This is a genomic window from Flavobacterium sp. RSP46, assembly GCF_003984825.1.
Lineage (GTDB): Bacteria > Bacteroidota > Bacteroidia > Flavobacteriales > Flavobacteriaceae > Flavobacterium.
Genome location: NZ_RYDM01000011.1, coordinates 1 through 24,274 on the forward strand (window position 1 = coordinate 1; position 24,274 = coordinate 24,274).

General features: G+C 35.1%; 21 protein-coding genes, 2 tRNA genes and 1 pseudogene. 10 read left to right on the forward strand and 14 right to left on the reverse strand.

Annotated features, from left to right (window positions below):
- Window positions 1-23: 23 nt before the first annotated feature.
- Both EKM01_RS13945 and EKM01_RS13950 read right to left on the reverse strand, forming a co-directional pair.
- Complete coding sequence (locus EKM01_RS13945) at window positions 24-3,551, reverse strand: N-6 DNA methylase (protein WP_126768685.1); 3,528 nt, start codon at window positions 3,549-3,551, stop codon at window positions 24-26.
- A gap of 296 nt (window positions 3,552-3,847) precedes the next feature.
- Window positions 3,848-3,929 (reverse strand) — tRNA-Leu (locus EKM01_RS13950).
- Between the two features lie 107 nt (window positions 3,930-4,036).
- On the opposite strand from EKM01_RS13950, the gene EKM01_RS13955 reads away from it, so the two are divergent.
- The 4 genes from EKM01_RS13955 (at window position 4,037) to EKM01_RS13970 (ending at window position 7,985) form a co-directional block, all read left to right on the forward strand.
- Window positions 4,037-5,425, forward strand: a complete 1,389-nt coding sequence (locus tag EKM01_RS13955) for a dipeptidase (RefSeq protein WP_126768686.1) — start codon at window positions 4,037-4,039, stop codon at window positions 5,423-5,425.
- A gap of 376 nt (window positions 5,426-5,801) precedes the next feature.
- On the forward strand, window positions 5,802-6,152 hold the full coding sequence (locus tag EKM01_RS13960; protein WP_233588610.1) for a hypothetical protein: 351 nt from the start codon (window positions 5,802-5,804) through the stop codon (window positions 6,150-6,152).
- Window position 6,153: 1 nt separating this feature from the next.
- Entirely contained in the window at window positions 6,154-6,528 is a 375-nt protein-coding gene (locus tag EKM01_RS13965) for a BlaI/MecI/CopY family transcriptional regulator (protein ID WP_126454249.1), read from the forward strand.
- The gene (locus tag EKM01_RS13970) at window positions 6,525-7,985 is read left to right on the forward strand and encodes a M56 family metallopeptidase (protein WP_126768687.1); all 1,461 of its coding nucleotides are present in this window, start codon (window positions 6,525-6,527) and stop codon (window positions 7,983-7,985) included. Before EKM01_RS13965 ends, EKM01_RS13970 begins: the two co-directional genes overlap by 4 nt.
- Window positions 7,986-8,053: 68 nt before the next feature.
- Here EKM01_RS13970 and EKM01_RS13975 read toward each other — a convergent pair whose 3' ends face one another.
- The gene (locus EKM01_RS13975) at window positions 8,054-9,424 is read right to left on the reverse strand and encodes a saccharopine dehydrogenase family protein (protein ID WP_126768688.1); all 1,371 of its coding nucleotides are present in this window, start codon (window positions 9,422-9,424) and stop codon (window positions 8,054-8,056) included.
- A 226-nt stretch (window positions 9,425-9,650) separates the two neighbouring features.
- Between EKM01_RS13975 and EKM01_RS13980 the strand changes: the two genes are divergently transcribed.
- The 3 genes and pseudogenes from EKM01_RS13980 (at window position 9,651) to EKM01_RS13990 (ending at window position 12,755) form a co-directional block, all read left to right on the forward strand.
- Window positions 9,651-10,043, forward strand: coding sequence for a DUF423 domain-containing protein (locus EKM01_RS13980; RefSeq protein WP_126768689.1), 393 nt, complete (start codon window positions 9,651-9,653; stop codon window positions 10,041-10,043).
- Window positions 10,044-10,117: 74 nt separating this feature from the next.
- The gene (pckA, locus tag EKM01_RS13985) at window positions 10,118-11,719 is read left to right on the forward strand and encodes a phosphoenolpyruvate carboxykinase (ATP) (RefSeq protein ID WP_126768690.1); all 1,602 of its coding nucleotides are present in this window, start codon (window positions 10,118-10,120) and stop codon (window positions 11,717-11,719) included.
- 195 nt (window positions 11,720-11,914) lie between these two features.
- Window positions 11,915-12,755 (forward strand): annotated as a pseudogene (locus EKM01_RS13990) (DUF4407 domain-containing protein).
- A 75-nt stretch (window positions 12,756-12,830) separates the two neighbouring features.
- Here EKM01_RS13990 and EKM01_RS13995 read toward each other — a convergent pair.
- From EKM01_RS13995 to ruvC, 6 genes are all read right to left on the reverse strand, one after another.
- Complete coding sequence (locus tag EKM01_RS13995) at window positions 12,831-13,541, reverse strand: PH domain-containing protein (RefSeq protein WP_126768691.1); 711 nt, start codon at window positions 13,539-13,541, stop codon at window positions 12,831-12,833.
- Window positions 13,542-13,609: 68 nt separating this feature from the next.
- On the reverse strand, window positions 13,610-13,981 hold the full coding sequence (locus EKM01_RS14000; protein WP_126768692.1) for an MmcQ/YjbR family DNA-binding protein: 372 nt from the start codon (window positions 13,979-13,981) through the stop codon (window positions 13,610-13,612).
- A 20-nt stretch (window positions 13,982-14,001) separates the two neighbouring features.
- Complete coding sequence (locus EKM01_RS14005) at window positions 14,002-14,790, reverse strand: cyclase family protein (RefSeq protein ID WP_126457499.1); 789 nt, start codon at window positions 14,788-14,790, stop codon at window positions 14,002-14,004.
- Between the two features lie 421 nt (window positions 14,791-15,211).
- Window positions 15,212-16,369, reverse strand: coding sequence for a radical SAM family heme chaperone HemW (gene hemW / locus EKM01_RS14010; RefSeq protein ID WP_126768693.1), 1,158 nt, complete (start codon window positions 16,367-16,369; stop codon window positions 15,212-15,214).
- 127 nt (window positions 16,370-16,496) lie between these two features.
- Window positions 16,497-16,829: a four helix bundle protein gene (locus EKM01_RS14015; RefSeq protein ID WP_126553859.1), complete on the reverse strand. Its 333-nt coding sequence runs from the start codon at window positions 16,827-16,829 to the stop codon at window positions 16,497-16,499.
- Window positions 16,830-16,934: 105 nt separating this feature from the next.
- Window positions 16,935-17,489 carry a crossover junction endodeoxyribonuclease RuvC gene (gene ruvC, locus EKM01_RS14020; RefSeq protein WP_091203117.1) on the reverse strand — a complete coding sequence of 185 codons (555 nt, stop codon included), beginning with the start codon at window positions 17,487-17,489 and terminating at the stop codon, window positions 16,935-16,937.
- Window positions 17,490-17,652: 163 nt separating this feature from the next.
- Between ruvC and EKM01_RS14025 the strand changes: the two genes are divergently transcribed.
- Together EKM01_RS14025 and EKM01_RS14030 are read left to right on the forward strand one after the other, a co-directional pair.
- Window positions 17,653-18,639: a lysylphosphatidylglycerol synthase domain-containing protein gene (locus tag EKM01_RS14025; protein ID WP_126768694.1), complete on the forward strand. Its 987-nt coding sequence runs from the start codon at window positions 17,653-17,655 to the stop codon at window positions 18,637-18,639.
- Between the two features lie 7 nt (window positions 18,640-18,646).
- A complete protein-coding gene (locus EKM01_RS14030) occupies window positions 18,647-19,747 on the forward strand; it encodes a glycosyltransferase (protein ID WP_126768695.1) in 1,101 nt (366 codons plus the stop codon).
- Window positions 19,748-19,831: 84 nt separating this feature from the next.
- Here the strand turns inward: EKM01_RS14030 and EKM01_RS14035 are convergent, their stop codons facing one another.
- Window positions 19,832-20,308: a hypothetical protein gene (locus tag EKM01_RS14035; protein ID WP_126457504.1), complete on the reverse strand. Its 477-nt coding sequence runs from the start codon at window positions 20,306-20,308 to the stop codon at window positions 19,832-19,834.
- A 320-nt stretch (window positions 20,309-20,628) separates the two neighbouring features.
- Between EKM01_RS14035 and EKM01_RS14040 the strand changes: the two genes are divergently transcribed.
- Window positions 20,629-21,129: a DUF456 domain-containing protein gene (locus EKM01_RS14040; protein WP_126768696.1), complete on the forward strand. Its 501-nt coding sequence runs from the start codon at window positions 20,629-20,631 to the stop codon at window positions 21,127-21,129.
- A gap of 218 nt (window positions 21,130-21,347) precedes the next feature.
- Here the strand turns inward: EKM01_RS14040 and EKM01_RS14045 are convergent.
- The 4 genes from EKM01_RS14045 to EKM01_RS14060 form a co-directional block, all read right to left on the reverse strand.
- A tRNA-Asp gene (locus EKM01_RS14045) sits at window positions 21,348-21,421 on the reverse strand.
- 86 nt (window positions 21,422-21,507) lie between these two features.
- A complete protein-coding gene (locus tag EKM01_RS14050) occupies window positions 21,508-22,434 on the reverse strand; it encodes a DUF58 domain-containing protein (protein WP_126457509.1) in 927 nt (308 codons plus the stop codon).
- A 163-nt stretch (window positions 22,435-22,597) separates the two neighbouring features.
- On the reverse strand, window positions 22,598-22,915 hold the full coding sequence (gene trxA / locus EKM01_RS14055) for a thioredoxin (RefSeq protein ID WP_126454285.1): 318 nt from the start codon (window positions 22,913-22,915) through the stop codon (window positions 22,598-22,600).
- Between the two features lie 352 nt (window positions 22,916-23,267).
- The gene (locus EKM01_RS14060; RefSeq protein ID WP_126562144.1) at window positions 23,268-24,131 is read right to left on the reverse strand and encodes an outer membrane beta-barrel protein; all 864 of its coding nucleotides are present in this window, start codon (window positions 24,129-24,131) and stop codon (window positions 23,268-23,270) included.
- Window positions 24,132-24,274: the final 143 nt, after the last annotated feature.

Sequence of the window (24,274 nt, forward strand, 5' to 3'; positions counted from 1 at the left end):
TAGGTGGTCATTTTGAATTGGAATCAGGTGCTCACTTTAAATTGGAATTGGGTGGTCAATATCACTGGAATTTGCACAGTAGTGTCACCGTTTTCTTTTTTGTTGGAAAGGATTTGGTCAACTATTTTCTCTAATTTTTGCATTTCAACTAATGTAGTTTCTTTTATTGGAAATTGTTCAATTTTATATTTTTTCCACATATTAGTACCCATACCTGATGTAGTAGAGATTTGAGCAAAGTACCATTCGCCTATTTTTGAATTAAGAATTGATAATAGATATTTTAAATTTTCCCCTGACATAATAAAACAACTATCTGTTGTTAAAGAGCCTGTATCATCATATGCAAATTTTCCTTTATCGGACAATACAATCCAAATTATCTTTGGCTTGTCAAAATTAGAAATATATTCGTCTGTCGGAGAGTTGTCTAATTCAATCCAATGATGAGAACCCGCTTTAACTTGTCCACGGTTTTTTAATTTAACTTCAAAATCTTCTAAATATCTGTATATAGTAGGATAATTATTTTTGAGGTTTATATTATCTTTATATTTAGCCAAAACAACCCAAAGATTTGCATAATTATAACTATATTTAATTAAATCTCTTCCACGTAAAATAGGCTTGATTATTTCAATGTTTCTTTTGTCTTCCTTTACTAAATCCTTTTTTTTCTTATCATCAATTATAAACACTTCATTAAGTCCACTTCTTATACCATAATTTATTTTTAAGTCTAATTGCTTAATTACTGTTGATTTATTTTCAATTTTCTTTTTAAGATTTAGTGTTTCCATATTGCCCAAAATCCAACCATTTTCATCTAATTCTTTTAGAATGATGTTTTTGTTTGCTAAATATAAACTTAAACCTGAATTATTATCTAAATCATTACCAACATTCGCTGCTTTTAATTTACCGTCAAATACTGATTTTTCAGTAATCATAATATTACTTTCCACGACAGCAGATTGAAATATTTGAACATCTTCAAAATTTATTAATTGTGTTGGATTAGATTTTTCAGCAAAATATTTTCTTAAAGCTTGACCGTATTTAGTTCTCATCCAAGAATTGGAAGTTATGTAGCAAAGATTTCCTTTATCTTTTAAAAGTCTAATACCCATTTCATAAAACAGACAATATAAATCAGTTGATTTAGAATAGGTTTCAAAATTTAATTTTGCATACATTTCAGAATTACTTAATTTTTGTAATTGTATATAAGGAGGATTGCCAATCACAATATCGAAATTAGGTGTCCCAAACATCCACTCTGGGTCAAAAAATGAGGAAGAAGTATTTTGATCATACGGGTTCCATTCTATCAAAGCTAAAGCTTCACTGGTATCTGCCAAGTGTTGTTTGCTTTTTTCTTGTTCTATTTTTTTGAGCAATAGTTTGTTACTTTTTTTGAGTACTTCCCTTTTTTCTTTGTTAATGTCGGTTTTAAAAAGGGATTGCGTTTGGTTAGTCACATTTTCAAACATTGTCGTTTGCATTGCAGTTTCAGTAACATCTGCCCAAATTACAGGTAAGTTTTTTATTTCTAGTTCCTGACTAGCAACTTGTTTATTGTAGTCGTCAATTAATGCCAAGTTAGGTTTAGTAGCTATGGTTTTTAAATAGGTTTCTATTTTTTCACAAAGCTCTTTGTCTTTTTGTCGCAGTAGTTTCTTTTCCTGCCATTTTTGGGCTCTAAAATTTTGATGGCATCTAATGTCCCAAAGTTGGTTTTTTAGCTCAAAAAGGGTTTCGTCTTGCCATTCAATCATACTTTTAGCTTCTTGCTTTAATCCAATTAGAGTATTTGCAGCAACAAACTTGGTTTCCAAATTAGGCAACGATTTAATACCATAATTTGTAGCCACATTAGTAGTGGTTTCTTGCTCACAAACTAACGAGATAAAAAAGCGAAGTTTGCTAATTTGAACAGCAATACTTTGAATATCGACACCATAAATACAGTTTTCTATCAATTCGAGTTTGATGTCGTAATTGGAAAGTGTGTTTTTGGTATCTACTTTTTTAAGAACTTTTATAAGCGTATTCAAAACCCCCATTGGGAAAGCACCAGATCCACAAGCTGGATCAAGGATTTTTATATTTCGTAATGAAGTGGTTATTTTTTTACAATCGTTATCCGTTAAAGTTTCTGGAATTTCATCAGTATTGAAAAGTTTGTTCCAAGTGGCTTCCGGAACAGTTAAACATTCTTTTTTAAGATATTGAATAACACTTTCGTTCACCATATAATCCACAATTTCTCGCGGTGTGTAAAAACTTCCCGATTGTTTACGGGCAGTTTCTTTGGTTTCAGGATTGTAAGCCCCTAATAAATTTTCGAAAACTTTACCCAAAAGTTCTGGGTCTAATGCTACTTCTATATCATCGGTCGAGTTTTCTTCTATGGTAAAATTGTAGCGTTCAAGTAATGGAATAATTCCTTTTTGTTCATCGAAAAAGATACAATTAGGCAGGAAAGCTCTTTTTTGTCTGCCTGTTACCCTGCTAAAGCCGTCATAATAAAATATCTTTCCGTTATCGTTCTCTTTGTCTAAACATTCAAACAAACCCCCATTTAAAAAAGGTACATTTTTGAATAAACTAATAATTTCGGTTTGGTTTTCCTTAAACCAACTTTTATCATTATTGTCTCTAAAGAGCGTTTTAATGCCATAATGTTCGTCTTTGCCTTGATAGTTTTTTCCAGTAGCAAAGATTCTTTCGTCAATAGGTTTATTAAGTGATGCAAAAAACAAGTTTTGTAAAATGGCATTATAATAATCGCCATTAGTTTTGCTATTGGGATCAAAGTCAACAAGTATTTTATCAAGAACAGCTGTATTAAAAATATCGTCGGGAATTAACTTTTTCTTTTTAATAAACCATATAAACATCAATCGAGTAATTAACCGAATAAGATGTTCTTCAATTTGTCTGTCATCTTTATCCGTAGAAATATCGTTGGGAAATGTAACTTCAAAACCATCACTTTCTGAAAGTGACCATTGGTACCAATTGAATAACTCGTTATAAAATTGTTTGGTTAATTTTTCAACGTTAAATGCTTCTTGGATGTCATCTAACGAACTAAAATTACAACCATTTATTCTGTTTCTAAATGTCTTATTAGTCTTTGTTGGGTCAACAAAATAAGTGTAACGTTTCCAATTTGTAAATTTTTGGTCTTTGTTGCCGTAGTTTTTACGGATGAAAGAAAAACGAAAGAAATCCTTATCATCATAGAAAATGAAAATAGCACCGTCTTTAAAATCTTCTTTCAGGACTTTTTTTGCAATTTCAAACTGTTTTTTCTTAGACGAAAGCTCCGATAATATGCCTTGAAATTTACAGGTGAAAACAATTAATTCGTCGGAGTTATTAAATTCAACTTCTCCAATTTTTTGTAGGTCAGAGAAATGAGTAAAATCTTTATCTTTTAGTATGTAGTCAAGGTTTTCTCTATTTGGAGAAAAAGAGGAAATTTTATTTTTAAAAAAATCGGCAACTGATTTTATAGAGAAATTTTGAATTAGTTTATCCATCAAAGTTTATTTTTTGTGCTAATAATTGGCTTGAAAAGTGTAAAGATGTAAATGTATGAAAAAGCAAACAAAAGAAAAGTGAGGAAAACCGTAAACAGAGGAAAAAAAGTGATGGCTGGAAAAATAATTTTTTTCAAAACAAAACACAAAAGGCAAACCAATTAAGGAACCCCCATTTTTTTTTCGAAATAACGGTTTAATTATTCTAAGATTTATCCCTTTTTTCAAACGGTTGGGCAGCAGTTGGGCAGCTTTATAAACAAAAAACCCTAACTATATAATAGTCAGGGTTTCAGTGCGGATAATAGGACTCGAACCTACACGCCTTGCGGCACCAGATCCTAAGTCTGGCATGTCTACCAATTTCACCATATCCGCGAAATTCTGAGTGCAAATATAAGCATTACTTCTTAAGTTCAAAGGAATTTCTTAAAAAATTATTTACTCAGTTTTTTGTACTTTTGAGATTATAAAATAATTAAATAATGGAAAATATTAAAGCATACATTCAAGAACACAAAGACCGCTTTATCAACGAGTTAATCGAATTATTAAAAATGCCCTCCGTGAGCGCAAATCCTGCTTTCTCACTAGATATCATCAATACTGCTGCTGCCGTAAAAGCAAGTTTGGAAAAAGCAGGCTGCGATTTCGTTGAAATCTGTGATACCCCAGGCAACCCAATCGTGTATGGCGAAAAAATAATCGCCCCAAGTTTACCAACCATTTTAGTGTATGGCCATTATGACGTACAACCCGCAGATCCAGTTGAATTATGGACTTCGCCGCCATTTGAACCCGTAATTAAGAAAACCGAAACTCATCCCGACGGCGCTATTTTTGCCCGTGGCGCTTGCGATGACAAAGGCCAAATGTACATGCACGTAAAAGCATTGGAATATATGGTTCAATCGAATACTTTGCCGTGTAATGTGAAGTTTATGATTGAAGGTGAAGAGGAAATTGGCTCCAAAAGCTTGAGTTGGTTCGTAGAACGCAATCAGGAAAAACTAAAAAATGACGTGATTTTAATTTCGGACACCGGAATGATTTCTAATCAACAACCGTCAATTACAACAGGATTACGTGGATTGAGTTACGTAGAAGTCGAAGTTACGGGACCTAATCGAGATTTACATTCTGGATTATACGGTGGAGCGGTTGCCAACCCAATCAATATTTTAGCCAAAATGATTGCTTCGCTTCATGATGAAGACAACCACATTACCATTCCTGGTTTTTATGATAATGTAGCAGAATTATCCTTGGAAGAAAGAGCCGAAATGGCCAAAGCGCCTTTCAACTTAGACAATTACAAAAAAGCATTAGACTTAAATGACATTTACGGCGAAAAAGGCTATAACACAAACGAAAGAAACTCCATTCGTCCTACACTGGACGTCAACGGAATCTGGGGCGGTTACACTGGAGAAGGTGCCAAAACCGTTATTGCAAGCAAAGCTTTCGCTAAAATTTCCATGCGTTTGGTTCCTAATCAAGACTGGGAACAAATCACGGAACTATTCACTAAACATTTCATAAGTCTAGCCCCTGCCGGCGTTACCGTAAAAGTAAAACCACATCATGGCGGACAAGGTTATGTAACCCCAACAGACAGCATTGGCTACAAAGCCGCGAATATGGCGTATACGGAAACCTTTGGCGTTCCCGCAATTCCCGTGCGCTCCGGAGGAAGTATTCCTATCGTGGCGTTATTCGAAAAAGAGTTGAAAAGCAAAACTATTTTGATGGGATTTGGTCTGGACAGTGATGCCATTCACTCGCCAAACGAACATTTCGGGATCTTCAATTACCTAAAAGGGATTGAAACCATTCCGTTGTTTTACAAATATTTTGTAGAACTTTCTAAATAATAGTTGGCGATACCGTCCGTTCGAGTTTTTTTGTAAAGAGAAACGGAACAAAAAAGTATCGAGAACCTACATCCGCTCTAAACAGGGCGGATTTTTTTTGGGCGTTCCCACGCTTCCACTATCGTTCCAGCGTGGTCAGGCTGTCCGTTCTCAATCTTTTTATTTTTTGAAACAAAAAAATAAAAAGGATTTCCACTCCCATCCTTAACGCAAACCGCTGACTACCAAAATATTTTTCATAAAAATTTGTTTATTTCAATTTATATTCTACATTTGTAGAGCTAACTCTATTTTCGTAGAACAAAATTATTTTATGCGACAAACTGTTATTGTAATCGGCTTGGTATTTTTGGTTCTTGGTTGCAAAACCAATCAAATGAAAAATAAACTTAGAGAAGGACTTTGGATTGAACAATACTCACAGGATAGTTCCCATTATAAATCAATTGGAAAATACAGAAAAGGTGATCCCGTAAAAAAATGGAGTTATTTTTTAAATGGCAAAATTATTAAAAGAGAAAAATACAAAGACAACATCTGCAACACTACTTTTTATCATGAAAATGGAAAAATACAGTCCAAAGGAAAAACAAAAATGGAAACGAGCGATAAGTACGCACATTGGTTTTATTTTGGTGACTGGAAGTTCTTTAATGAACATGGAAAACTAATAACGATAAAGAAATACAATAACGGAGAATCAGTTTCCGAAATAGAAATTAAATAACATGCAACAACTAACAAACGCCGAAGAACAACTAATGGAACACCTTTGGAAACTCGAGAAAGCCTTTATGAAAGACTTGCTGGAAGCCTATCCAAAACCAAAACCAGCAACCACAACCGTGGCTACCCTATTGAAAAGAATGATCGACAAGCAATTTGTAGCCTACACTGAATTTGGGAACTCTCGGGAATATTATCCATTGGTTAAAAAAACGGATTATTTCTCGAAACACGTCAACGGATTGATAAGTAGTTTTTTCAATAATTCGGCATCGCAATTTGCTTCTTTCTTTACCACCGAAACGAATTTGTCTCAAACGGAACTGGAAGAACTCAAGAAAATAATCGACAGTGAAATTCAAAAAAAGAAAAAATGAGCGACTTTCTAATCAAATCGACAATCACTTTATTTGTGCTACTGGCAGTGTATTATTTGTTTTTGGAAAAAGAAAAAACACACGTTTTCAATAGGTTTTACCTGTTGTTCAGCCTTGTTTTCTCAATGGTGATTCCCTTTATTACTATTGAAGTTATTCAGGAAATAGCGCAGTCTGCAGTCAATCCGGGAAATATCCAGATACTGCAAGGAAGCGCTGTAGTACTTGAAGAAACAAACTATCTAGCAATAGGATTATGGAGTTTATATGCTGTAGTAACACTCGTTTTGGCGATACGTTTTATCAGTAATATCAATACCATTTCGTCTAAAATGAAGTCGAACACGCCAATTGATTATAAGAATGCCAAATTGATTTTGCTACCCGAAAAAACGTTGCCGCATACTTTTCTGAATAGGATTTTCATCAACGAAACGGAGTACAACAACCGTGAAATTGAAGCTGAATTGTACACGCATGAACTCACACATGTAACCCAAAAACACACTTTGGATATTTTATTCATCGAACTATTGAAAACCGTTTTTTGGTTCAACCCAATTTTTATTTTTTACAAAAAAGCCATACAACTCAATCACGAATTTCTTGCTGACGAGAAGGTAGTGACCTCCTACAACAATGTTCCGTTTTACCAATCTTTATTATTATCGAAAGCAAACGAGAATCAAACTTTTTACTTGGCCAGTAATTTGAATTATTTAATAACTAAAAAACGATTACTTATGATGACAAAAACCACATCAAAAACGAAAGCTTTATTAAAAAAAGCAACATTAATTCCGGTAGTAACTGCCTTATTATTTTTATTGTGTACGAAAGTCGTTGCGCAAGAAACCAATGTGAAAAAAGAAACTACTCCTGTAAAACCTGGAAATTTATTTAAAACGTATTACGACAAAACTACTTTTAAAATCAAAGATGAAAAAGGAAAGATTACCAGCGAAAAAAAATACAATGAACTAACTCCTATCGAAAAGAGAGCTATACCTTCTATCCTATCAAAACAAAAAAAATTACCTACAAACGAGGAACTTCTGGCGACTTTAAGCAAAGGAGCTGCAGAAGTAATTGAAATAGACACATTCAATTCTGAAAATCAGTTAGTCCAAAAAGGGGAAAATGAAGTCTATAGTACTGCTGGAATAACCGAAAAACCAGATTTTCCCGGAGGAATATCAGAATTTTACAAATTTGTCGGCAATAATTTTAAAACTCCAACACAACCTAACTTAAAAGGAAAAGTATACATCACCTTTATAGTAGAAAAAGACGGCAGTTTAAGCGACATAAAAAACATACGAGATATTGGTTTTGGAACCGGTGAAGAAGCAATCCGTGTTTTGAAAATATGTCCAAAATGGATTCCCGGGAAAATGAACGGCGTCCCTGTGAGAGTAATGTATAGCCTCCCAATAACTTTACACTCAAAATCATAATAGTATAAAAAAACAAATCCGCTTCAAAAGGAGCGGATTTATCAAACTAAAAATCTAAAAACAAACTACTAACTAAACTCTTTATCAGGATTGTATCCTAAATATGGCATGGATTGTTCTTTGAAAACAACACCGTATTCCTCTAATTCTTTCAAAATAGGCACATACACTTCCTTACGAATCGGTAATTGAACTCCGGGAGTTGTAATCTTACCATTCAGTATTAATAATGTTGCCATTGCAACAGGCAAGCCTACTGTTTTTGCCATGGCTGTATAGGTTTGATCATCCCCAATGCAAACCATTTTGGAATCTATTTGTTCTTTTTTGCCATTTAATTCGTATCCAAATTTGTGATACATGACAATCATATCTTTATCATCTTGCTGAAGCGTCCAACTATCAGTCAAGATCTTTTCCAGAATTTGTGCTGGTGTGGCATTCTTCAAGCCTACAATTTTGTTGCGATTGAACAAGTCCAATTCCAACAATTTGTCCCACATGATATCGTCCTGATCAATCTTAAGAATCAAACGAGTCTTGATTTCCACTGAATCCGTGGGATGATACGGCAAGAAAGAATTCACGTATTCCCTGTAACTCATGTTCTCCGAATCCTCCATTACGTAACTATCGTCTGTCATTCCTAATTGTACAAACATATTCCAAGCTTTAGAGAAACCAACTCTACGGATCGTTCCTCGGTATAAAGTAAGTACATTATCCAAGCCATACACACTGCGGTATTTCAAGGAATCCCTGTTAGAATACGCTTCAAAGCGACCATACCCTTCTACTTGTAAAAACTCGGTTCTGCGAAACAAATTACAATACGGAATGTATTTATACGTTCCTTCCTGAATAAATTTGGCAGCACCGCCCTGACCTGCTAGAACCACATTGCGTGGTGCCCAGGTAAATTTATAATTCCAAAGATTCGTGTCGGATTCCGGCGCTACGAGTCCACCACAAAAAGATTCAAAAAGAAGCATTTCTCCGCCTTTTTCTTTAATTTCATCAATCACTTTCATCGCACTCATGTGATCTATTCCAGGATCAAGTCCAATTTCATTCATGAAAATCAAATTGTTTTCTTTGGCGGCAGCATCTAATTCCTGCATGGCATCGCTCACATAAGAGGCGGTAACCAGATGCTTTTTATATATTATACAATCTTTAGCCACTTCGATGTGCAAATGAGCCGGCAACATCGAGATGACAATATCAGCATTTTCAATTGCTTTTTTTCGTTGCTCATTATCGTAAATATCTAAAGATATTGCAGTTGCGTTTTTATGATCATTGGTTTTACGCTGAGCTAAAGCCAATGATAAATCACCAATAACAAGGTGCAACCTCTCTTTTTCGGATTTGTCTAAAAGATATTGAATAAGAGATGAAGCTGATCTTCCCGCGCCGATGATTAAAATTGTTCTCATTTTTATTTATTTATAACACAAACATACAAAAATGTTGTATTTATAACAAATAACTCAAAATAATTTACTGAGAAAGCTTTTATTCTTTTCGTTCTTTCTTTTACGTTTTAAAAATAAAAAATTAGTCTGCTTAGTGTACCGTTAAATTAAGTTCATTTGAAAGTATCGTGCCAAATACTTTTAAAATTAGGAGATATGAAATACTTTTGCATCAAACATAATTATCATGGATAAAAAGATACTTACAACGGGAACTATTCTGGGAATGATTGCAATAATTCTTGGTGCTTTTGGCGCACATGCCCTAAAAAAAGTACTGTCTATTGAGCAATTAAATACTTTTGAAACAGGCGTACGCTATCAAATGTACCATTCACTGTTTTTATTGTTTCTTGGACTCCTGAAAGACCTCTCTCAAAAAACAAAAAAAACGCTCTATAATTTAGTGCTTTCAGGTGTAATTCTATTTTCTGGCTCCATTTATCTATTGGCAACAAACACCCTTACTTCGTTTGATTTTAGCATCATTGGATTTATAACTCCTATTGGCGGACTCCTATTAATACTGGCCTGGGGCGTTTTATTGACAAATATTTTAAATAAAAAGTCACAAATTTAGACGAAACAAATTCTATCTGAAATTTAATATCTACTTTTGCAGTCTATAAAAACAAACTACACAACAAAATATTTATGGACAATAACACACTTTTCACGCAATCGATTTCGTTAAAAGAATTAGGAATTGAAAATGCAAAAATTCATTACCAGTTATCTCCCGATGAATTACACGACATCACCATCAAATCTGGCCAAGGAATCGAAGTTTCAAGTGGATCACTAGCGGTCAACACAGGAGAATACACAGGCAGATCTCCGCAGGATCGTTTTATCGTAAAAGACAGCGTCACTGAAAATGAAGTGTGGTGGGGAAAAGTAAACATTCCTTTCTCGCCAGAAGCTTTTGAAAAATTATACAACAAGGTTACCGCTTATTTATCCGGCAAAGAAATTTTTGTGAGAGATTCTTATGTGTGTTCAGACCAAAATTACAGATTAAATGTCAGAGTAGTGACAGAAACCGCTTGGGCCAACTTATTTTGCTACAACATGTTTTTAAGACCTGAAACGGAGGAATTAGCAGACTTCGACCCCGAATGGACTTTACTTTGCGTGCCTAGCTTTATGGCAGATCCAATTATAGACGGAACACGTCAAAGCAATTTCGCAATTCTTGATTTTACACGAAAAGTAGTTTTAATAGGCGGAACTGGATATACAGGTGAAATAAAAAAAGGGATTTTCTCTGCCTTGAATTTCATTTTGCCAGTTTTCAAAAACACCTTACCAATGCATTGCAGTGCCAACGTTGGTAAAGATGGTGATACAGCTATCTTCTTTGGATTATCAGGAACCGGAAAAACAACTTTATCAGCTGATCCTAACAGAAAACTAATTGGCGACGATGAACATGGATGGACGAATGAAAATACCGTTTTCAATTTTGAAGGAGGGTGCTATGCAAAAGTCATCAACCTTTCTGAAGAAAATGAACCTGACATTTTTCGCGCTATAAAAAAAGGAGCAATTCTGGAAAATGTAATTATCAATAAAGATACGAATGACGTTGATTTTGAGGATATTTCCATTACACAAAACACGAGAGTAAGTTATCCTATTTTTCATATTGATAATATTCAGCAAGGTTCCATTGGAGAAAATCCTAAAAATATATTCTTTTTGACCGCGGATGCTTACGGGATTCTGCCTCCTATTGCACTACTAACTCCGGGACAAGCAGCCTACTATTTCATCTCCGGATACACAGCAAAAGTTGCCGGAACTGAAGCAGGAATCACAGAACCTCAACCCAATTTCTCGACGTGTTTTGGAGCGCCATTTATGCCATTACACCCAACAAGATATGCTGAAATGTTAACTAAAAAAATGAAAGATGCCAATGTAAAAGTCTGGCTTATCAATACAGGATGGACTGGTGGCCCTTACGGAGTAGGAAGCCGAATGAAATTAAAATACACCCGTGCCATGATTACCGCTGCATTAAACGGAGAATTGGACGATGTACCGTATGAGAACCACCACGTTTTTGGAATTGCAAAACCGCAAACCTGTCCAAATGTTCCTAGCGAAATTCTAAATCCCAGAAATACATGGGAAGACCCAGAACTTTACGATAAAAAGGCGGTGGAATTAGCTCAAAAATTTAAAGCCAACTTCACCAAATTTGAAGAATTTGCCAATGCCGAAATTATGGCAGGAGCACCATTGACATAAGGTACTATTAATTCAAAAACCAATAGAGCCGTTCGTAAAGAGCGGCTCTATTTTATTTAGGACAAACCGTAACAAAAAGCCATAAATAAATACCTATCAAGTATTTATACCACAATCCGTTTTTTGTCGTTAAATTTATATTCATCAATCATCCGCGCCGGAATAGCAATCTGGTGAAGCAATCAAAAATCAATTATGTTAAAACAATTTTTCATTCTGTGTTCCGGCTCAGACAAAGACCTACTCGTAGGCTGTTCCGAGGGCGAACAAACCAAATATGTAGGTATTGGCGCCACTGTTTTCTTTACTGCGGTCATGGCTTTTCTTGCCAGTTCGTATGCATTGTTTACCGTCTTTGACAGTATGTATCCCGCAATCGCATTTGGTATCGTTTGGAGTCTGCTTATTTTTAATCTCGATCGTTTTATTGTTTCCACTATTCGAAAAAGAGATAAATTTGGAAGTGAATTTCTGCAGGCAACTCCCCGAATTATTTTGGCGGTAATCATTGCGATCGTCATTTCGAAACCATTAGAAATTAAAATCTTCGAGAAAGAAATCAACACCGTTTTATTGAAAGAGAAAAATGCTATGGCTTTGAATAACAAAAAGGAAGTGACCAATTATTTCAAATCGGATTAAACAAAAAAGTTACCGAAACCCAACCTATTATTGATGGATTTGACGGTCTAATGGCACGAATCAATGCCTTGGATAAATTATCGTGGCTGCCTTCGTTCTTTATAATGTTACTATTTTTAGCCATTAAAACTTCTCCTATTATTGCTAAACTTTTATCTCCAAAAGGGGAATACGACTATAAATTAGAAGATATAGAAAAGCGTTGAAAGCAACAATCGAGCAAGACAAATACCAACGTTCTTTATTGGTAAAAACTAGTGCGATGATGCACGATAAAGTGTACGGAGACATTGCTCAAGACAAACAGTTGCATGATTTACAACGAAAAAACGCTGCCGATTTACTCGAATTACAATCAAATAATTTTGTAGAAAAGCAGAAAAGAACACTTTAAGTCGAAAGTCGAAAGTCCTAAAGTCAAAAGGAAGTAAATATCTTTTGACTTTATAACTTTCGACTTTAATATTAATTACATATAACTCAAAATTTCTTTTTTGAAAGCGTCATATTCGCCTTGCAAAATCAATCCGTTATCTAGTAATTTTTTATAATTCTGCAATTTTTCAAAAAGTTCGTCTTGCGATAAATCGCTTAAAGATTTGTCTTTTGATATTACTGTAGACTCTTCAAAATCTTGATTTTCAGCAGTGAAATTAGTTGGTGAAACAGGCATTAGTTCAGCAAAATTAGTCACTTCTTCCGTTTCCATTTCTTCAATAATTTCATCTTCTGCCATTGGTGAAAACGGAATTGCATCTACAAGTGTTGCATTTAATACTGCTCCTGTTTTCAATATATCCAATTGTTCTTTGGCATACGTAAAAATTTTACGCGCTTGGATTTTAGGAATATAATCAATGGAAACCTCCATATTTGTTTTGGTTGTAAATGAAAACTCGGATCCCAGAATGTTTTCTTTTACAAAAGTTCCTTCAACCTCATCCCAAGTGTAATCAATAAAATTCATGGATAGTCCCAGATTTTTGGGCTGACAAATGATAATTCTTTTATTCGTCATCACAATACTATCCGGCAAAACAGTAATCGCTGGTTTTTTTTGAACAGCAATATATCCGATTTCTTCATTTTTCATCAATAAATCACTCAGTTTTGAAGCGATTTTTTCAATGGCTTTTGGGTCTTGTTCTTCGTTTAAAAACTTTTTAAATTGTTCTTTCATGTGATATGCTGAATTTATCTCAGTAAGTATTTATAATTTTAATCTAAATATATTCGCAAAAGTAATGCCTAATTGACTAATTCTTGAATTTCACTCTGCAATTTCTTTGTTAAACTTTTGAAAACCAAATCATAGGAATGATCCACCAACTCTTTGAGTAATGCATCCGCAACTGATTCATTTACAGCAACTGTATTCCAATGGGTTTTACTCATGTGAAAACCCGGTTGAATGTCCTCATATTCAGCGCGCAATTCCTGAGCACGCTCTGGATCACATTTTAAATTAACTGATGGCTGTCCTTTCTCCCACTGACTTAAAGAAGACAATGCAAACATTTTTCCACCCACTTTAAACACCAATGTATCTTCGTCAAAAGGAAAGTGTTCCGTTACTCCTTTTTTAGACAAGCAATATTCGTAGTACGTTTCCAGGTTCATCTCTTGAAATTATTTTTCATTCAATCATTTAAAATAGCGTACAAAACCGGCTTACTCGGACTCGCATCATTTTCAAAAGAGGCAATTTGTAAATTCAACAAATAACCACCATCTTTCACTTCATCAGCCACAAAAATCATCTCCGTAATCGTACAATTCAATCTGGCTTCTGCATTCAGATTGTTGACATCGGTCACATTCCAAAAAGCTTTGTGTGCCAATAATTTCCCTTCATCATGCTCTTTATCCACGCTGGGCAAATCAATTAGCAAGTGCTGAATCCCGCTTTCGCGAATGAAACGCGCAGCATCTTCATTTAGATAAGGCGGATTCGTATTCGAATATTTTAAAGATTTTTTTATTTTAAAATTAGGAAGTGTTCTGATAATTAAGGCTTCTTTTGGAACACCTAATTTCAGTATCACATCGAGCGCAGTCGAGATGTTATCCAGTGTAATCACTAAATCTCCTCCTTGCATTTCCGGGACAACCGAAATCAACTCAGCTAAAAAAATAAACTGTTTCAAAGATTGATTAACACTGTAAAATTCACGTGTAATATGTCCCAAACATTCCGTATGCGTTCCGTGTCCGTGTGGATTGAAGAAAATATTATTGAAATTAGTAGACGACTTTCCTTCCGAAACTTTCCCTATCCAATCCCCAAAAATAACGGGTTCAATGACTGGTTTCTCGATATACCAAGCAATTGGATTCTCGTCTGTATTTGTTAATGGAATCGAAATATCAATGGGTTTTGATAAATCGACTTCAATGGATTGGTTGTTATGTTGGATTGTTGCTAACATTTACGCTGAATTTATTTCAGCATCTCATCTGGAGATACTTTATAAGTTCAAATATAAATCTTTTAATTCAGGATTTAAAAATTTTGCAACATTCCATTTCCAGTCTTTATGCCAATTTTTAAGTTGTTTTTCTCTTTTAAAGATAGCACTTAAGTAGCAAGAAAGATATATTGTCGCAATTATTAAAATACGACATTAAATTTTAGTCATCACTTAAATCCTCAAAATCTTCCAAATAGATTAAAATTGTAGCATTCTATTTTTTTGTAAAAACTGCGCCGGTACCATTTCTATGACAATCAATTCTGTTTTTTAAATTTTTTGTGGCACCCACCTACAAAACAGTACTGTTTTTATTCGTCAAAATATATGTAAATCCTTTTTCCATACAAAATCAATTAAAATTCAATAGATCCTGAAACTAGTTCACGATAAATAAATCTGAAGCAATTCCATCTGTCAAAAACTTTCCTTTTTTGGTTGGCTTTAAAATCCCATTTTCAATAAAAAGCAAATCATCATCAAGAAATTTTCGAGATTGATTGTTCAAATATTCCAAATATCCACTTCCGAATTCGCTTTCAATTCTATCCAATGAAACACCCCAAATCGTTCGCAAGCCCGTCATAACATATTCATTATATCGGTCCATAACAGAAAGAATTTCGATTTCATTGGGTATTTTACCCTCTTGAATGGATTTTAAATACAGCGCATTATTCGACACATTCCAACTTCTGGAAACACCATCATAACTGTGTGCTGAAGGACCAATTCCAATGTATTTTTTTCCTAACCAATATGCCGAATTGTTTCTGGAAAAATAAGTTGACTTCCCAAAATTAGATAATTCGTAGTGAATAAAATCATTGGCTTCGAGCATTTCGATTAAAATAGCAAAGTGCTCTTGCGCGACATCATCTTTAGGCGCTGCAATTTTCCCTGTTTGAATGAGTTTATTCAACGCTGTTTTAGGCTCTACCGTCAAAGCATAACTCGAAATATGCGGAATCCCAAAACTCAATGCTGTTTCAATATTTTGTTTCCATTTCTCATTGCTCATTTGCTGCGCCTGTTCGCCATTTTGGCTCGAGTCCGGAATTCCGTATATTAGATCGAGAGAAATGTTGTCAAAATACTGAGTAGCAACTTCTAAACATTTTCTGGCTTCCGCCGAATTATGAGCTCGGTTCATCAATTGTAAATCGTCTTCAAAGAACGACTGAATCCCAATACTTAGCCGATTAATTTTGCTTTTAGATAATTCGATTATTCGTTCACTTGACAAATCATCTGGATTGGCTTCCAGTGTAATTTCAGGATTATCTGAAACAGAATAGTATTTGTACACTTCCGCAATCAGGAAATTAATTTCTGCTGAAGTTAAAACACTTGGCGTTCCTCCGCCAAAATAAATGGTTTCGACAATTTCGTTTTTAAATTCGCTTTTACGCATTTGAATTTCTTTGGCAATAGCCAAAACCATTTCTTCTTTCTTCTTCATCGATGTTGAAAAATGAAAATCGCAGTAATGACACGCCTGCTTGCAAAAAGGGATATGGATGTAGATTCCGCTCATTTAGTAGTGGTCAGTTTTAAGAAAGTGGTCAGTGGTCAGATTTTTAGTGTTCAGCCTTAAGAAAGTGTTCAGTGAGCAGTTATTTAGTAATCATATATGTACTGAATACTAAAAAACTGAACACTAATCACTCCTTTTTAACTCCAAACTTTTCAGGGTTCAATATCATATAATTAACAAGTTTTCCAATTTCTAAACTTTCAGAGATAAATTCCTGATAAATAGCTTCAGAAATATATTTACAAGACACAGAAAACTCTAACCACACTTGTGTTTCTGAATTTTCTCCATCAGAATCGGTCAACTTACTATAAAAATGTTTAGGGTAAATCCTCTTTCTATAGGCTTCGGCAATAGTTGCAGGAACACTCCTTGAAGAACGCCGAATTTGATCCGTTAATGAATAGGTTTCTTCCTTTGGAAATGATTTTTTATAGGCTAATAAATCTTGGAATCTCATATGATACAATTTAAAAAACGGAATACTCTTACTTAATTAAAACTGCTGAAAACTGACTACTCATCCCAGTCCAACACAACTGAACACTAAAGCACTGAACACTGATCACTTTTTTATTCGTTCTTCGTTTTGTTTCACAAAAGCATCCCAACCCGTATAACTTTTCTCTCCCACCACTTTCCCGGAATTGAAAAAATGACAAACCGCAGCTGCTAATCCATCTGTACTGTCAAGATTTTTAGGCAATTCTTTTAATCCTAAAAGTTGCTGTAGCATTTTGGCAACTTGTTCTTTGCTGGCGTTTCCATTTCCGGTAATCGCCATTTTTATTTTCTTAGGTTCGTACTCCGTAATGGGAATGTCTCTCGAAAGTCCCGCTGCCATAGCCACGCCTTGCGCGCGTCCTAACTTTAGCATCGATTGTACGTTTTTACCAAAGAAAGGCGCTTCAATCGCAATTTCGTCTGGATTGTGGGTATCGATTAACTCAATGGTGCGTTCAAAAATGATTTTGAGTTTTTGATAATGATTGTCGTATTTGGACAATTGCAATTCGTTCAGTTGCAAAAACTCCATTTTTTTATTGACAATTTTTATCAATCCAAAACCCATAATCGTCGTTCCGGGGTCAATTCCTAATATGATGCGCTCGTTTGCCAAAAGTTTTAGTTTTTTATTACACAAAGATACTCAAAGGGAACACAGAGGTACACAAAGATTAATTTTACAATCGACCAAACAAAAAACTTTGCACTGCTTAGTAATTTCTTTGTGAATCTTTGTGAAATAGCTTTTTCAAAATACTTTTTCTTTTCTTTGCGGTATGATTACAATTCCACACAAAACTAAGCAATTCCTCGTACTTCTAATCAAAGTTTTGATTGTGGGCGGTGCGTTTTATTTTATTTACAATCAATTGGCTAATAATGACAAACTGGATTGGCAGAAATTCATCGTTTTATTCCAGAAAAATCAGTCTATTGGCGGAATCGCCTTTATTTTACTACTGAGTGTTTTGAATCGGTTTTTTGAAATTTTGAAATGGCAAAATTTAGTTGAATTCATTCATGAAATCTCAGTAGGAACAGCAACCAAACAAGTTCTTGGCGCATTAACCGCGGGACTTTTTACACCCAATGGAGTTGGAGAATATGCCGGAAAAGCGTTATTTTTTGATAAATTAAACACTAAAAAAGTCATATTCTTAAATCTGATCTGCAACGGAATCCAAATGATATTGACCGTTATTTTTGGGGTTTTCGGATTGCTATTTTTTAATGCGCAGTACCATGTGATTACCACAAAAACAGTAGCGTTACTTTTTGGATTTCTGATACTTCTCTTCATTGTTTTATTTTCGGCCAAAAAAATTACTATCAAAGGGTATTCGATCGAAAAACTGATCCATAAGATTAATGAAATTCCAAAACCCATTCATCAAAAAAATATCTTTTTGGGTATTTGTCGCTATCTTGTTTTCTCGCACCAATACTACTTTTTGTTTCTGGCTTTTGATGTTGATTTGCCTTATTTTACCCTAATTGCCACCATTTCCTCTGTTTATTTCTTAGCTTCTTCCTTGCCTACTTTTCAATTTTTAGACTTTGCCGTAAAAGGAAGTGTTGCGGTTTATTTCTTTGGGATTTTAGGTGTAAATGAATGGATTGTTATTTTCATTTCGACTTTAATGTGGTTTTTGAATGTGGTTTTACCCGTAATAATTGGCACTTATTATGTGTTGAACTTTAAAATCCTCTCTCCTCCCGGAGCTTCGGGACTCCCTAAAGGAGAGAGAGATAAAACTTATTAAAATAATTATGATTACAAATATTTTATTTTTGGTGCTTTTGATTTATGCCGTTTTTATTGGACTTTTGATTTATGGTCTCATTAAAGTGAGTACAATTGATTATATTGGCTTACAGCCAAAAACAAAATTCTCAATTATCGTTCCTTTTCGGAATGAAGCTGAAAATTTACCCATTCTATTAGACAGTTTGTCGAAGCTGAATTATCCGATGGAATTGTTCGAAGTGATTTTGGTTGACGATGAATCGGAAGAAGTGTTCCGTGTTGAGTGCTCAGTGTTCCGTGTTCGGGTAATAAAGAACATTCGGATTTCAAACTCACCCAAGAAAGATGCAATTGTAAATGCGATACAAATTGTAAATGCAGACTGGATTATCACCACCGATGCCGATTGTGTAGTTGATAAAAACTGGTTATTGACCTTGGACAATTACATTCAGCTCCATGATGTGGCGATGATTGCCGGGGCAGTAACGTATGATTGTGGCAATTCATTTTTGCATCATTTTCAGCAATTGGATTTGGCGAGTTTACAAGGCGCAACCATTGGGAGTTTTGGTATTAACAAAGGATTTATGTGCAATGGCGCCAACTTTGCGTACACGAAATGCTTTTTCCAAGCGTTGAATGGCTTCGAAGGAAATGACAGCATTGCCAGTGGCGACGATGTGTTCCTGTTGCAAAAAGCGATTGCAAAATCCCCTGAAAAGGTGCATTATCTAAAATCTCGAAATACTATTGTCACCACAAGGCCATTGAACAATTGGAAATCATTATTCCATCAGCGCGTTCGCTGGGCCTCTAAAACAAGTTCCTATCAAAGTACTTTCGGGAAAGGATTGGGACTGTTAGTATTTGCGGGGAATTTGTGTTTGGTGATAGGCGCTGGGTGTTGGGTGTTGGGCGTTATTCCGTTTCTAAATATAGTTTTACTGTTCCTTTTAAAATTTCTTGTTGATGCTGTTTTGATATACGAAACCAACTCTTTTTTAACCAAAACCAAAATACGTTATTTGATTTTGAGCAGTTTGTTTTATCCTTTTTTTAGTACTAGCGTGGCTTTGTATTCTGTGTTTGGAAAATACGAATGGAAAGGCAGAAGATTTTAGAATCCTGATCCGAGCCAAAAAGTAAATACTAACGTAATCTGAAATCAAAAATAGCTACTCTTCATTCGAAAATCCTTTTAAGAACTACTCTACTTTGAGAATCACCGGAAGAATAAATTGTATTTTTACGGGAATACCGCGCTTTATAGCTGGGTTAATTTTTGGAAAATCAACTAAACGAACTTTAAGAATACTGTCAATTTTGATTTTGTCATAAGCCACGGAATCTTTGGGAAACTGCGGCTCAAATTGCATCGTTGCATTTGGAAAAACCGTGACCTTAACTTCAATCGTATCCAGTTCCGGATAAAGAATTGCAAGGGTATCCACACTCAATTTCTCCTGAATCAGCTGGGTTAAAACATCAAAAAAACACTGTTGGCGTTGCTTTTTATCTTCTATTTTTTCACAATCTACTACTGATGGGTATTCATCGACTTCTTTCCAGTTGATGGATTTCAGTTCCTTTTGCAACAATTCTTTTTCCGAGGGAATTTGCTTGTCTAAGTATTGACAGGAATTAAAAAATATAAATACTAAAAAAAGGTAATTCTGCTTCAAGGTTTTGTGTTTGAATTGGACTAATATTCTATAAAAATACAATTATTTTTTTTGAGATGCTTTCTAAAGCAAATAATCTTCGTAGTTTTCAGCAAACCATTTCTTTTTGATCGCAGCGGCAATTTCTTTTTGATCGGAATACGAAGCCACCAATCGATCTGGAAGAACAGCAGTTTGGATTGTATATTTATAAAATTCCTCCTAATTCAATACCGAGTTTGGGTCTGATTTTTTATCGAAAAAATCAAAAAAAGCGCATCAAACTCTTTCAAATAAAAATTCAATACTTTTGAGTGTTCAAAATTAGTAAAAATAAATTCATGGATGTACTGCTTTTGGTTCTTGGTTTTATGTGTATGATTTTAGGCGTTTTTGGTAGCTTTTTACCGGTTCTGCCCGGACCTGGCATCAGTTGGGTTGGATTGGCATTACTGTATTTCACAAATGCTGTTCCGGTAAATTATTGGATTTTAGGAATTACTTTATTGATCACCGTGATCCTATCGGTTTTAGATTACGTGATTCCGGCAAAGGGAACTAAGCGATTTGGCGGAAGCTCCTATGGTATTTGGGGCACTAACATCGGATTGATCGTGGGGATTCTTGCTCCTATCCCTTTTGGATTCATTATCGGCCCTTTTGTTGGTGCGTTGATAGGTGAACTTATTTATGATTTTAAAGACCATAGTCGAGCTTTGAGAGCGGCTACAGGTTCCTTTATAGGGTTTCTGGCCTCCAGCTTTATGAAATTTGTGGTTTGCGTGATGTATTTAGGATTGTTTGTGTGGATTGTCTGGAATTATAAATCTGAGTTGTTTTAAGGGAAATACGAAATGAAAGGCATGTATGCTAACCCACTGAACTACCAAACCTGCTACATTTAAATCAAAAAAGCTATCCACAAAGTGGAAAGCTTTTCATTGGTCTAACTACTAAACCCGCTACGAGTTACAAATTCGCAGCAAACAACACAACTAACGTTAAAAACCTTTTAGGGGCAAAAAAGCCTTTCTGTTACGAAAGGCTTTCCCCAATATTGCGGTCTGGACGGGACTCGAACCCGCGACCCCATGCGTGACAGGCATGTATTCTAACCAACTGAACTACCAAACCTCTGCGTTATTGCGGTGGCAAAGATACAATAGATTTCCGTTTACGCAAGTGTTTTTTGAAAAAATAATTGATAAAAAACCGTACTATCACCCAAAGTTTTGTTTTTCAACCAAGTACGTCAGTACTATTTTTTCAAAACTTTCATTCACACTCACCGGAATGTACTTTATTCGGTTTTGAGAGCACGTTAAAGCCAACTTCTTGAAGTACATTTCTACTTGTTTTTCATATTCCTCCTTCACATTATCGGCAAAAACTGCTACTTCCTCTCCTGTTTCTATATCAATAAACTTTCGCGGGGCGTTATCAAAGTCAAAATTAAGCTCTGTTTTATTGTCAACAACATGAAACAAAACCACTTTATGCTTGTTGTGTTTCAAATGTTGTAAGGCATCAAACAGCGCTTTTTCATTACCGGATTGAAACATATCGGTAAATACAATAATCATCGAACGGCGGTGGATTTTCTCGGCTATTTGATGCAAGAAAGTAATTGCATCCGTACTTTTAGTAGTCGCAGATTTCTCTAAAAGTCCTTCAAGCGCATTCAAAATCATTCGATGGTGGCGATCACTGCCTTTTTCAGGCGCGTAGTACTCGTAACTGTCCGAAAACACACTTAGCCCCACAGCATCACGTTGCTTCTTCAAGAGATTCATTAATACTGCCGAAGCCAAAACTGAAAAACCAATCTTATTCTCAAAAAAATTCTGATTCTCTTTCAATTTCGGATAATGCATCGATGAGGAATTATCAATGATAATATGACACCGCAAATTTGTCTCTTCTTCAAATCGCTTGACGTACAAGCGTTCCGTTTTGGCAAACAGCTTCCAATCAATATGTTTGGTACTTTCGCCTGCGTTATACACTTTATGCTCCGCAAATTCAGCCGAAAATCCATGAAACGGACTTTTATGCATTCCAGAAATAAACCCTTCCACCACTTGATGCGCCAGCAATTCCAGATGCTGGAAACTAGAAATTTTCTCTATTTGCGATTCGATCTTCATATCCCAAATATATTAAAAGATTGAACGATTTAAAAATTAAACTATTACAGAAACTCAATTTAGGAACTGAAATAAATTCAGCTTAAACAAAAAAAAGGCTTGACTCTCGCCAAACCTTTTCTCTGAATCCAGTACAGATCCTATATAAATCATAATCTACTGATTACAACAATGCGTCTAAACTATCCGCGTAGGTTTGCTTTGGAGCAACTCCTACTTGCTTTCCTACTACTTCTCCGTTGTGAAAAACCAAAACAGTTGGTATATTTCTTACTCCGTATTTGGCAGCAAATTCTTGATTTGCATCCACATCTACTTTTCCTATCACTACTTTTCCTTCGTATTCCGTACTCAATTCATCAATGATTGGTCCTACCATTCTACACGGCCCACACCAAGCAGCCCAAAAGTCCACCATTACCGGTTTGTCAGATTTCAAAACCAATTCTTCAAAATTCGCGTCTGTTATTGCTAATGCCATACTATTTTATTTAAAGTTTATCGTTTGAATTTTTAAAATTCAAAACTAGAATACAAATTTAGAAATTAAAAACTAATCAAACACTATTCCTGAATTAGTTTTGACTATTAACACATTGCCAATTCTTATTCAACACATTCAGTGTACCTCCATTTATTACTTATTTGGAGCTATTTCCTGCTGTACGCTGTATTCCAGATTAACAAAAACTACGGCTAAAAAAGCCTTGTTTTTCTAAATCGGGAGATGCCGCTCCCATCAGGGCTAGGGGTTTCCTGAAAACTAGAATATTTATTCCTAAAAAAAGACCGTCATTTCAGATAGTCTTTTTAAAAAATCTAACTTTTTGTGTTTATAAACTGTATTTTACTCCAAGTGTTAATCCCAATCCGCTGATTCCAACATAAGAACTCAGCTCATCCGTAGGTCTGGAAGTATCCACGGTATTAAACTGAGCGTTATTAGAGTTACTGTCTAAACGGTCTGAATAATTCGAATGTATCTGAGATATTGTACGCGTATTCAATCGATCTACTCCATTAACCGTAAATTCCGTTGTTTCTTTATCTTTTCCATGAACAGTAAAGTTACGGTATTCCAATTCTGCAAAAGCCGAAAGGTTTTTGGCCAATTTATACGAAGTCCCTAACGCCGCTTGAAAACCTACTGTAGGATTTGGCTTGATGACATCCTTGCTAAATACATTTACACCAGCGCCAGCAACGGCATTTGTTTCAATCGTCAAATCCCCGTGAACAGGCACAATTACCCCAACTTTAGAGTAGGTTTCAAATCCTTTTACTTCTCCCAGAAAAAACACAATTGCAGGAGCTAAATCAAAAGCTGTAATTTGCCCAACGGATCGCAGTGTTGTAGCGCCATCATCGACTCTTTTGACCATTGTTTTATCCGTACTATTATAATAATTGATTCCCATTTCCAGACCCAAACGATCCGTAAAACGGTATCCAACACTGCCAGATGTGCGAAAACCTTCTCCAAAAGACCCCGTAACACTCTCCTCTGAAACTAAATCGCCTCCTACATAAACTGTACTTAGTGCAGACTGGCCTCCAACAGTGGGGAATTCAGTTGCGGCTGTCTGAAGAAAATAGGATCCTCCTAATTTAAAATACCAACTTTCCTTTTTTTCCGTTTGCCCTATCACAATCATAGAACAAAACATAAATCCAAATAAAAATAAATTCTTTTTCATGATTATTGTTGTTTAATTCACACAAACATAATGTAAATTTACCCAACGATTCCGGGCTTTTTAGGCCGTAAAAAGCGCAAACAACAGTTCTGTCAAACGCCAAGCTAAATTTTTACTGTGCGCGCATAATTTTAACAAAAACA